Below are 12,177 nucleotides of genomic sequence, written 5' to 3'. Positions count from 1 at the left end.
CTACCTGAAGCGGGTGACCGCCACCCTGCAGGAGACGCGGGAGCGGCTGCGCGAGGTCGAGGCCGCGGACGCCGAGCCGATCGCGATCGTCGCGATGGGCTGCCGGTACCCGGGCGACGTCCGCTCCCCGCAGGACCTCTGGGACCTGGTCGCGGAAGGCCGTGACGCCATCGGCCCGTTCCCCACCGACCGCGGCTGGGGCCTGGACTCGATGTTCGACGCCGACCCCGACAGCCCGGGCACCAGCTACGTGAGCGAGGGCGGGTTCATCCACGACGTCGCCCAGTTCGACGCGCCCTTCTTCGGTGTCTCGCCGCGCGAAGCGCTGGCCATGGACCCGCAGCAGCGGCTCGTGCTGGAGCTGGCGTGGGAGACCTTCGAGCGCGGCGGCATCGCGCCCCACTCGCTGGCGAAGCAGCAGGTCGGCGTCTTCCTCGGCAGCGGCGACCAGGACTACTACGACGAGCTGCCGCCGTCGGTGCTCGCCGGCGAAGTGCAGGACTACCTGAGCACCGGCAACGCCGGCTCGGTCATCTCCGGCCGGATCGCCTACGCGCTGGGTCTCGAGGGCCCGGCCATCACGATCGACACGGCCTGCTCGTCGTCGCTGGTCGCGCTGCACCTGGCCGTGCAGGCCCTGCGCCAGCGCGACTGCGCGCTCGCCCTGGCCGGCGGCGTGATGGTGATGTCGCGGCCCGGCCCGTTCGTCGCGTTCAGCCGCCAGCGCGGGCTCGCCGCGGACGGCCGCTGCAAGCCCTTCTCCGACAGCGCCGACGGCACCGGCTGGGCCGAGGGCGCGGGCACGCTCCTGCTGGAGCGGCTGTCCGACGCGCGCCGCAACGGCCACCCGGTCCTCGCCGTCGTGCGCGGCTCGGCGGTCAACTCCGACGGCGCGTCCAACGGCCTCACCGCTCCGAACGGCCCGTCCCAGCAGCGCGTCATCCGCCAGGCGCTGGCGAACGCGCAGCTGTCGGCGTCCGATGTGGACGCCGTCGAAGGCCACGGCACCGGTACCACCCTCGGCGACCCGATCGAGGCACAGGCCCTGCTCGCCACCTACGGCCAGGACCGCGACCGCCCGCTGTGGCTCGGCTCGATCAAGTCGAACATCGGCCACGCCCAGGGCGCGGCCGGTGTCGGCGGCGTGATCAAGATGGTGCAGGCCCTGCAGAACAGCGTCCTGCCGAAGACCCTGCACGTCACCGAACCGACCACCGAGGTCGACTGGACCGCCGGCAACGTCGAGCTGCTGACCGAGGAACGTTCGTGGGAGGCGGGCTCGACGCCGCGTCGCGCGGGTGTGTCGTCGTTCGGGGTGAGCGGCACCAACGCGCACGTGATCATCGAAGAGGCACCCGCCATCGACGTCGAGGACGTCACGCCGAGCTGGCCCGCGGACGTGCCGGTCCCGTGGCCCCTCTCCGGGCACGGTGCCGCCGCGCTGAAGGCGCAGGCAGCCCGGCTGTCCGATATGGACGCAGTGGACGCCTCGGCACTCGACATCGGGTTCTCGTTGGCGACGTCACGCTCGCCGCTGAGCCACCGTGCGGTGGTGTTCGACGGCAAGGCGGGTCTTGCGGCCGTGGAAGCCGGCGAGCTGGTCGAAGGGCAGACCGCGTTCCTGTTCTCCGGTCAGGGCGCGCAGCGCGCCGGGATGGGGGCCGAGCTGGCCGCCGCGTTCCCGGTGTTCGCGGCCGCGTTCGACGAGGTCTGCGCGGAGCTGGACCAGCACCTCGACCGTCCACTGAAGACGGTCGTGTTCGACAAGCCGCGCCTGATCAACCAGACCGGCTACACCCAGCCCGCGCTGTTCGCGATCGAGGTCGCGCTGTTCCGGCTGCTGTCTTCGTGGGGTCTCAAGCCCGACTTCCTGCTCGGCCACTCGGTCGGCGAGCTGGCCGCCGCGCACGTCGCCGGGGTGCTGTCCCTGGCCGACGCGTGCACGCTGGTCGCCGCCCGCGCCAAGCTGATGCAGGCGCTGCCGACCGGCGGTGCGATGGTCGCGCTGCAGGCGACCGAGGACGAGGTCACCCCGCACCTGACCGACGGCGTCAGCATCGCCGCGATCAACGGCCCGGACTCCGTGGTGCTCTCCGGCACCGAAGACGCCGTCACCGCGGTGGTCGCGCGGTTCGAGGGCCGCAAGTCGTCGAAGCTCAAGGTGTCGCACGCGTTCCACTCGCCGCTGATGGAGCCGATGCTGGGCGAGTTCGCCGAGGTCGCGCGCACGCTCACCTACTCCGAGCCCACGATCCCGCTGGTCTCCAACGTCTCCGGCGCACTCGCCGGGGGAGAGGTCGCCACGCCGGAGTACTGGGTCTCGCACGTCCGCGCGGCCGTCCGGTTCCACGACGGGCTCACCGCGCTCAGCGACCAGGGCGTCTCGCGGTTCGTCGAGGTCGGGCCGGACGGCGTGCTGTCGGCGTTGGCTCGCCAGACGTTCGACGCCGTGGTCGTGCCGGTCCTGCGCAAGGACCGCCCCGAGCCGCGGGCCGCGCTCACCGCACTGGCCGAGCTGTACGTCAGCGGCCTGAACCCGGACTGGGCCGCGGTCTTCGAGGGCCGTGGCGCCCGGCGCGCCGACCTGCCGCCGTACGCCTTCCAGCGCAAGCGCTACTGGCTCGACGCCCGCGCCAACCGCGACGAGGTCACGGCGGCCGGTCTCACCTCCGCCGGGCACCCGCTGCTCGGCGCGGCCATCGCGCTCGCCGACACCGACGGCGTCGTCCTCACCGGCCGCCTGTCGCTCGAGACGCACGCGTGGCTCGACGGGCATCGCCTCGGCGACGTCGCCACCGTGCCCGGCACGGCGTTCCTGGAGCTGGCCATCCGCGCCGGCGACCAGGTCGGCTGCGGCCGGATCGAAGAGCTCACCCTGGGCAGCCCGCTGGTCGTCCCGGACCGCACCGGCGTCCAGGTGCAGGTGACGGTCGGGGTCGCGGACGACAACGGCGTCCGTCCGGTGCAGATCCACTCGCGCCCCGAAGACTCCGGCGAGCCGTGGGTCCTGCACGCCGGCGGGACCGTCGCGCCGCAGACCCACCGCGGCACCGAGCTGACCGAGTGGCCGCCCGCGGGCGCCGAGCCGGTCGCCATCGACGGCATCTACGACGACTTCGCCGACACCGGCCTCACCTACGGCCCGCTGTTCCGTTCGCTGCGCGCGGTCTTCAAGCGCGGCCACGAGGTCTTCGCCGAGGTCGCCCTGCCCGAAGACAGCGACGCCGAGCGCTTCGGCCTCCACCCGGCCGCGCTCGACGCCTGCACGCACGCCCTGCGCGTCGCGGGCGGGGGAGACGGCGGTGTCGGCCGCGTCCCGTTCTGCTGGACCGGCGTCGAACTGCACGCCACCGGCGCCTCCGCGCTGCGGGTGCGCTTCACCCCGACCACCGAGGACGGCTTCTCGGTCGCGCTCGCCGACACGACCGGCGCGCCGGTCGCCACCGTCGCCGAGACCGTGTTCCGCGCGTTCACCACTCCGGTCGCGGCCGAGGCCCCGCTCTACCGGGTCGAGTGGCAGCGGATCCCCGCCGAGTCCACTGTGGACGCCTCCGCCGCCGAGGTCTTCGAGTGCGCGGGCACCGACACCCACGAAGTGACCCACAGCGTGCTGGCCGCGCTGCAGAACTGGCTCGGTGAAGAGCACCCGGAGGACACGCGCCTGGTCGTCGTCACCCGCGGGGCCGTCGCGGCCGCCGGCGGGGTCAGCGACCTCGCCGCCTCGGCGGCTTGGGGCCTCGTGCGCTCGGCGCAGGAGGAGAACCCGGACACGTTCGTGCTGCTGGACCTGGACGCGGAAAGCACCGCGGCCGAGGTCGTGGGGCAGGTCCTCGCCACCGGGGAACCCCAATCCGCGGTCCGCTTCGGCACGGTCCTCGTCCCGCGGCTGGTCCGCACCGCCGCGGCCGCCGAACCGGCGTACTTCCACCCGGGCGGCACGGTGCTGGTCACCGGCGCGTCCGGCGCCATCGGCGGCGCGCTCGTCCGGCACCTGGCCGGACAGCACGACGTCCGGCGGTTCCTGCTGGTCAGCCGCCGCAGCACGCCCGCGCTGGAGAGCCTGGCCGCCGAGCTGGACGTGCACGTCGACATCGCGCTCTGCGACGTCGCCGACCGCGCGGCCCTCGAGACCGTGCTGGCCGCGATCCCCGCCGAGCACTCGCTCACGTCCGTCGTGCACGCCGCCGGCGTCCTCGACGACGGCGTCATCACGGCGCTGACACCCGAGCGCCTCGACACCGTGCTGCGGCCGAAGGTCGACGGCGCCCTCAACCTGCACGAGCTCACCCGCGACACCGCGCTCTCGGCGTTCGTGCTGTTCTCGTCGGTCTCCGGCGTCCTCGGCGCGCCGGGCCAGGGCGGGTACGCCGCCGCGAACGCGTTCCTCGACGGCCTCGCCGCCCACCGCGTCGCACACGGCCTGCCCGCGTTGTCCCTGGACTGGGGCCTGTGGGGCGAGGTCGGCGGCATGGGCGGCACCCTCACCGAGGCCGAGGTCGCCCGCCTCGGCGCGGGCGGCATCGTGCCACTGTCCACTTCGGACGCTCTCGGCCTGTTCGACCGCGCGCTGGCGTCCCGTCAGGCCGCCGTCGTGCCGGTGAAGCTGGACCTGCCGGCGTTGCGGAAGCTGGACGCCATCCCGAAGACCCTCGAAGAGCTGACCGGACGCCCCGCCCGGCGGGTCGCGGCCGGAACCCAGACCGTGGCCGACTCGTTCGCCACCCGCCTGCTGGCCCTGCCGGAAGCCGACCGGGCCGACGCCGTCCTCGAGCTGGTCCGCGGCCACGCCGCCACTGTCCTGGGCTACGGGGGCGCGCACGAGATCGAGCCGGCCGCGCAGTTCCAGTCGCTCGGCTTCGACTCGCTCACCGCGATCGAGCTGCGCAACGGCCTCACCGCGGCGACCGGGCAGCGGCTGCCCGCGACCCTGATCTTCGACCACCCGACGCCGTCGGTGCTGGCCACGCACCTGCTCACCGAGATCGTCGGCGCGCCGGAAGAGATCGCCACGGCGTCGTCCAAGGCATCCGACGAGCCCATCGCGATCGTCGGCATGGCCTGCCGCCTGCCTGGCGGGGTCACCTCGCCGGAGCAGCTGTGGGAGCTGGTCGCGAACGGCCGTGACGCCATCGGCGACTTCCCCGCCGACCGCGGCTGGGACGTCGACGGCCTGCTCGACCCGACCGGCCGCCGTCCGGGCACGACCTACGTCGCCCGCGGCGGGTTCGTCCACGACGCCGGCGACTTCGACGCGACGTTCTTCGGCGTTTCGCCGAAGGAAGCCCCGGCCATCGACCCGCAGCAGCGGCTCCTCCTGGAAGCCTGCTGGGAAGCGCTCGAGCGCTCGGGCATTGACCCGACATCGCTCAAGGGCAGCCCGACCGGCGTCTACGCGGGCGTCCAGTACCACGACTACGTGGGCGCGAACAGCGCCGGCTCGATCGTCACCGGCCGCGTGTCCTACACCCTCGGCCTGGAGGGCCCGGCGGTCAGCGTCGACACGGCGTGCTCGTCTTCGCTGGTCGCGATGCACATGGCGGCCCAGGCCCTGCGCGGCGGCGACTGCACGCTGGCCCTGGCCGGCGGCGTGACCGTGATGGCGACGCCGGAGACGTTCGTCGAGTTCAGCCGCCAGAAGGGGCTGGCCGCCGACGGCCGCTGCAAGGTCTTCTCCGACGACGCCGACGGCACCACCTGGTCCGAAGGCGTCGGCGTGGTCGTCCTGGAGCGGCTCTCCGACGCCCGCCGCCTCGGCCACCCGGTGCTCGCGGTCCTCAAGGGCAGCGCGGTCAACCAGGACGGCACGTCCAACGGCCTCACCGCCCCCAACGGCCCGGCCCAGCAGCGCGTGATCCGCGCGGCGCTGGCCGACGCGGGCATCACCGCGGCCGACGTCGACGCCGTCGAGGCGCACGGCACCGGCACGAAGCTCGGCGACCCGATCGAGGTCCAGGCCCTGCTGGCCACCTACGGCAAGGAGACCTCGGCCGACCGTCCGCTGTGGATCGGCTCGGTGAAGTCGAACCTCGGCCACACGCAGGCCGCGGCCGGTGCGGCCGGCGTGATCAAGATGGTCATGGCCATGGGCCAGGGCGAGCTGCCCGCGACACTGCACGTCGGCCGCCCGTCCACCGAGATCGACTGGTCGTCCGGCTCGGTCCGCGCGCTGGTCGAGCCGGTGAAGTGGCTGCCCAACGGGCACATCCGCCGGGCCGGCGTCTCGTCGTTCGGCGTCAGCGGCACCAACGCCCACGTGATTCTCGAAGAGGGCGACCGCCGCGAGGTGACCGGCGGGCACGACTACGAAGGCCCGGTCGCCTGGCCGGTCTCCGGTCGCGGCGCGGTGGCGCTGCGGGCACAGGCCGAGCAGCTGATGTCCTATGTGGACGAAGACCCGGCGGGCAGCCTCGCCGACATCGGGTTCTCGCTGGCCACCACGCGCAGCGCGTTCGACCGGCGCGCGGTGCTGATCGGCAGCCGGTCGCCGCAGTTCGTCCGCGGCCTCGCCGCTCTGGTCGACGAGGAAGAAGCGCGCGGCGTCGTCAGCGGGATCGCTTCCGCGGGCGGACGCACGGCGTTCCTGTTCGCCGGCCAGGGTTCGCAGCGCGCCGGCATGGGCGCGCGGCTGGCCGAGCAGTTCCCGGCGTTCGCCGCCGCGTACGACGAGGTCTGCGCGGAACTCGACCGTCACCTCGACCGGCCGATCCGAGACGTCGTCGAGGAGCTGGGCGAGACCCGCTACACCCAGCCCGCGCTGTTCGCGCTGGAAGTCGCCCTGTTCCGCCTGGTGCGGGCCTGGGGCGTCAAGCCGGACGTCCTCGTCGGCCACTCGATCGGCGAGATCGCCGCGGCCCACTGCGCCGGCGTGCTGTCCCTGGCGGACGCGGCGAAGCTGGTGGTCGTCCGCGGTGCGCTGATGCAGGCACTGCCCGAAGGTGGCGCGATGGTGGCGATCGAAGCGACACCCGACGAGGTACGCGACGACACCGTCGACATCGCCGCGGTCAACGGCCCGAACGCCGTCGTCATCTCGGGCGCGGCCGACGCCGTCGCTGAGGTGGCGGCGAAGTTCGAGCGCACCAAGCAGCTGAAGGTGTCGCACGCGTTCCACTCCCGCCTGATGGACCCGATGCTCGACGAGTTCCGCGCGGTCGCTTCGGAGCTGACCTACGCGTCGCCGCGGATCCCGGTGGTTTCGACGGTCACCGAGACCGCGGACCTGACGTCGCCGGAGTACTGGGTCCAGCAGGTCCGCGAAGGCGTCCGGTTCTTCGACGCGGTCACCCGCGTCGCGGCCGACGGCGTCACCCGGTTCCTGGAGCTGGGCCCGGACACCACGCTCACCGCGATGACCGCGGGCTGCCTCGACGAACGGCCGGAGGTCCTGGCTTCGATGCTGCACAAGGAGAACGACGAGGCCGTGGCCGCGCTGACCGGCGTCGCGCAGCTGCACGTCAGCGGCGTCGACGTCGACTGGGCCGCGATCTACGAACCTACCGACGCCCGGCCGGTCGCCGTCCCGACCTACCCGTTCCAGCGGCAGCGCTTCTGGCTGGAGAGCACCACGGGCGCCGTCAGCCAGGAGGACCACCCGCTGCTCGGGGCGGCCGTCGAACTGGCCGACGCCGACGGGCTGCTGTTCACCGGACGGCTGTCCGTGGGCACCCACCCGTGGCTGGCCGACCACGTCGTCGGCGGCGCGATCCTGTTCCCCGGCACCGGGTTCGTCGAGATGGCGATCCGGGCGGGCGACGAGGCCGGCTGCCCGCGCCTGGACGAGCTGACCCTGGAGTACCCGCTGGTCGTGCCGGACCGGACCGGCGTCCGCGTCCAGTTCGCCCTCGGCGCGCCCGAGGGCGGCACCCGGCCGTTCAGCGTCCACTCGCGGCCCGAAGGGTCGACCGGCGCGTGGACGCGGCACGCCACCGGCAAGCTCGCCAAGGCGGGCAAGACCGAAAGCTTCGACCTGACCGCGTGGCCGCCGGCGGGCGCCGAGCAGGTGCGCCTGGAAGGCACCTACGAGGAGCTGGCCGCCGACGGTCTGGTCTACGGGCCGGCGTTCCGCGGGCTCGTCGCGGCCTGGAAGCGCGACGGCGAGGCGTTCGCCGAGATCCGGCTGCCTGCTTCGGTGTCCGATGTGGACCGTTATGGCGTCCACCCCGCCGTGCTCGACGCCGCGTTGCACACGATCGGCGTCTCCGGTGCGGCCGGTTCCGAGCCCGCCCTGCCGTTCGCGTGGGAAGGCGTGCGGCTGCACGCCGTCGGCGCGACGACGCTGCGGGTCCACGTCCGGCCGGTCGGCACCGGCGCGGTCGCGCTCGACGTCGCCGACGGTGCCGGTGCCCCGGTCGCCTCGGTCGAGTCGCTGCTGCTGCGCCCGATGTCCGCCGTTCCGCAGGCCGCGGCTCCGAGCGGCGGCGACTCGCTGTTCCGCGTCGCCTGGGAGCCGGCCGAGCTGGACGCGGTCGCCGAGGTCACCGACTGGTCCGTGCTGGGCGACGACGCCTTCGGCCTCACCGAGGCCCTGGGCGCCCGGACGGAGGAGACCGGCCACGCCGTGCTCCCGGTGGCCGGCGACGACCTGCACGCCGAACTGCACCGCGTGCTCGGCCTGCTGCAGTCCTGGCTGGCCGGACCGGGGGAGTCGCTGATCGTCGTGACCCGCGGTGCGGTGGCGGCCGAAGAAGGGGAGAACCCCGACCCGGTCGGTGCCGCGGTGGCCGGCCTGGTCCGCTCGGCGCAGGCCGAGCACCCGGACCGGATCACCCTCGTCGACCTCGGCGCGGGTACCCCGGCGGGCCGGACGCTGGCCGCGGTGGCCGCCTCCGACGAGCCGCAGGTCGCCCTTCGGGCCGGTGCGGTCCTGGTGCCGCGGCTGGCGAAGGCGGCCGACGCGGCCTCCGCCCCGGTGTGGGACCCCGAAGGCACGGTCCTGGTCACCGGCGCCACCGGCGCGCTGGGCTCGGCCGTGGCGAAGCACCTGGTCGCCGAGCACGGCGTGCGGAACCTGCTGCTGGTCAGCCGTCGCGGAGCGGACGCTCCCGGCGCGGCCGAACTGGCCGCGCTCGACGCGGACGTCACGATCGCCGCTTGCGACGTCGCCGACCGCGACGCCGTCGCCGCACTGCTGGCCGGGATCCCGGCGGAAGCGCCGCTGCGGGCGGTGGTGCACGCCGCCGGTGTCCTCGACGACGGCATCCTGACGTCGCTGACCCCGGACCGCCTGGACACCGTGCTGCGCCCGAAGGCCGACGCGGCGTCGGTCCTCGACGAACTGACCCGGGACCTGGACCTGACCGCGTTCGTGCTGTTCTCCTCGGCCGCCGGCGTCCTCGGCGCACCGGGACAGGGCAGCTACGCCGCGGCCAACGCGTTCCTCGACGCTCTCGCCGTCCGGCGCCGGGCCGAAGGTCTCCCGGGCACGTCGCTCGCGTGGGGCCTGTGGGCCGGTGGCATGGGTGAAGCGCTGGAAGGCGCGGACACGCACCACATCGGGATCACGGCACTGTCCACCGAGGACGGGCTGCGGCTGCTGGACTCGACGGCCGGTGCCGCCGACGCACTCCTGGTGCCGATCGCGCTGGACACCCGGGTGCTGGCGTCGTCGAGCGACGACGACCTGCCCGCCGTGCTGCGCGGGCTGGCCGGCACGCCCGGCCGTCGCGCGGCGCAGGACGAGGCCGAGGACACCGAAACGCTGGCCCGCAAGCTCGCGGGCCTGCCGGTGGCCAAGCGCGTCCCGGCCGTGCTGACCCTGGTCCGCACGCACGCCGCCGCCCTGCTCGGGCACGCCGGGCCGGAGGCGGTCGAACCGGACCGCTCGTTCAACGAGGTCGGCTTCGACTCGTTGTCCGCCACCGGGTTCCGCAACAAGCTCAGCCTCGTGACGAGCCTGAAACTGCCGGTGAGCCTGATCTTCGACTACCCGACCCCGCGGATCCTCGCCGAGCACCTGGTCGGCGAACTGGCCCCGGCCGAGGTCGAGGTCGTCGCGGAAGCCGTGACGGAGCAAGGGGTCCGGGACGCGCTGGCGGGCATCCCGCTGGAGAAGCTGCGCGCCGCGGGGCTCCTGGACGGGCTGCTGGAGCTGGCCGGAGTGCGTCTGCCCGAAGAAGAAGAGACCGAAGCCGTCGAGGAGGCCACGATCGACGACCTCGACACCGACGCCCTGATCAGCATGGCGATCGGCGGTGGGGACGACGACTGAGGAGTCCACCCCTAACCCGGCCCGACCCGGCCATTATTGCCGCCGCCGAGCGGCGCATGGCCCACTGGAACGGACAGTTCCCCGGCTTCACCACGATCTTGACCCGAATGAGGAGAGGTAACCGATGGTCACCGGCTACGCAATCGAAGCACGGGGGCTGCGCAAGTCCTATGGCGACGTGGACGTCCTGGAAAGCGTCGACCTGAGCGTCCGGCGCGGCACGATGTTCGCGCTGCTCGGCCCGAACGGCGCCGGGAAGACCACCACCGTGCGGATCCTGAGCACCCTGCTGGACGCCGACGGCGGCACCGTGACCATCAACGGCCACGACCTCGACGGGCCCAAGCGCAAGGTGCGCGAGCAGATCGGCCTCACCGGGCAGGACACCGCGGTCGACGAACTGCTCACCGGCCGCGAGAACCTGCAGATGATGGCTCGGCTGTTCCACCTGGGCACGGCCGCGGCGAAGACCCGAGCCGTCGAGCTGCTCACGCAGTTCGACCTGACCGAAGCCGCCGACCGCCAGGTCAAGACCTACTCCGGCGGCATGCGCCGCCGGCTCGACCTGGCCATCAGCCTGATCACCTCGCCGCCGGTGCTGTTCCTCGACGAGCCCACCACCGGCCTCGACCCGCGCAGCCGCTCGGCGATGTGGGACGCGATCCGCGAGCTGCTCGACGGCGGCACCACGATCCTGCTCACCACGCAGTACCTCGAGGAGGCCGACCAGCTGGCCGACCGGATCGCGGTGATCGACAAGGGCCGCGTCGTCGCCGAGGGCACCGCGGCCGAGCTGAAGCGCAAGGTCGGCACCGAACGGCTGAAGCTCACCTTCGCCACCGGCACCGAAGCCGAGCGCGCGTACGGCATCACCGGCGGCGTGCTGATCGACGACACGGTCAGCGTCGCCATCGACCAGCCCGGCCAGGTCCGGCGGGTGCTCAACCAGGTCGCCGACGCGGGCCTCGAGACCACCGGCCTCGAGCTGTCCGAGCCGACCCTCGACGACGTTTTCCACGCCCTTACCGGAACCGCGGGAGAGAAGCGATGACCCAGACCCTGTCCAGGGAGGTCGAGGGAACGCAGATCCCCGACACCCCGAGCCGTTCGTCCTTCGCACTGGCGCTGTCCGACTGCCGCGTGCTGGTCGGGCGCAACGTCAAGCACATCGCCCGCAACATGGAGATGCTGATCCAGGCGGTCTCGCTGCCGATCACGCTCCTGCTGCTGTTCCGCTTCATGTTCGGCGGCGCCATCAACGTCCCGGGCATGGCCTACATCGACTACCTGGTGCCCGGCCTGCTGGCCATCAGCGTCGCCTTCAACTCGACGTCCACGGTCGTGGGCGTGGCCTCGGACCTCACGCAGGGTCTGGTCGAGCGGTTCCGGTCGATGCCCATGGCGGGCCCGGCCGTGCTCGTCGGCCACGTCGTCTCCGGCGTGCTGCGCAGCCTGCTTTCGTTCGTGGTGATGGTCGCGGTCGGCCTGGCCGTCGGGTTCCGGCCCGCGGCCGGCGTGCTCGGCTGGCTCGGCGCGATCGGCCTGCTGACGTTGTTCGCCACCGGCGTGTTCTGGCTCGCGACGCTCCTGGGGTCGATCGCCAAGACCGTCGAAGGCGCGGGCGGCCTCGGCATGATCCTCGTCTTCATCCCGTACGCCACCAGCGCGCTGGTGCCCACGGCGTCGATGCCGTCGGTGCTGCGGGTGGTCGTCGACAACCAGCCGGTGACCGTGCTCATCGACGCCCTCCGCGGCCTGATGAACGGCACGGACCTGGGCTCGACCGGCTGGCTGGCGCTGGCCTGGTGGACCGTCATCACGGCCGGGGCCGCCTACCTGGCGATCCGCAAGTTCCACCAGCGCGCTCGCGGCTGATTTCTCGAAGCGAGCGGCGGTCCGTGCTCCGGCACGGGCCGCCTTTTCGCGTGCGCTAGGTCGACTTTAGATCGGTCCGGCACTCTGCGTAGAGA

General features: G+C 73.3%; 3 protein-coding genes. All 3 read left to right on the top strand.

From position 1 onward, the window contains the following. Positions 1 to 13: 13 nt before the first annotated feature. The 3 genes from ACZ7OU_RS49045 (at position 14) to ACZ7OU_RS49035 (ending at position 12,082) form a co-directional block, all read left to right on the top strand. Positions 14 to 10,207: an SDR family NAD(P)-dependent oxidoreductase gene (locus ACZ7OU_RS49045; protein ID WP_470260785.1), complete on the top strand. Its 10,194-nt coding sequence runs from the start codon at positions 14 to 16 to the stop codon at positions 10,205 to 10,207. A gap of 124 nt (positions 10,208 to 10,331) precedes the next feature. Beyond that, positions 10,332 to 11,258 (top strand): ATP-binding cassette domain-containing protein, encoded by a 927-nt coding sequence (locus ACZ7OU_RS49040; RefSeq protein ID WP_470260605.1) that lies wholly within the window; start codon positions 10,332 to 10,334, stop codon positions 11,256 to 11,258. After that, positions 11,255 to 12,082 carry an ABC transporter permease gene (locus ACZ7OU_RS49035; RefSeq protein WP_470260604.1) on the top strand — a complete coding sequence of 276 codons (828 nt, stop codon included), beginning with the start codon at positions 11,255 to 11,257 and terminating at the stop codon, positions 12,080 to 12,082. Before ACZ7OU_RS49040 ends, ACZ7OU_RS49035 begins: the two co-directional genes overlap by 4 nt. The last annotated feature ends 95 nt before the right edge of the window (positions 12,083 to 12,177 follow it).

It is taken from the genome of Amycolatopsis sp. NPDC114505, assembly GCF_055633615.1.
The sequence above is the reverse complement of the archived record's forward strand: the minus strand, read 5'-3'. Positions and strand labels throughout refer to the sequence as shown.

Bases quoted from the DNA above. Each gene is read 5' to 3' on its own strand.
- ACZ7OU_RS49040 (WP_470260605.1), top strand. From the start codon at position 10,332: ATGGTCACCGGCTACGCAATCGAAGCACGGGGGCTGCGCAAGTCCTAT.
- ACZ7OU_RS49035 (WP_470260604.1), top strand. From the start codon at position 11,255: ATGACCCAGACCCTGTCCAGGGAGGTCGAGGGAACGCAGATCCCCGAC.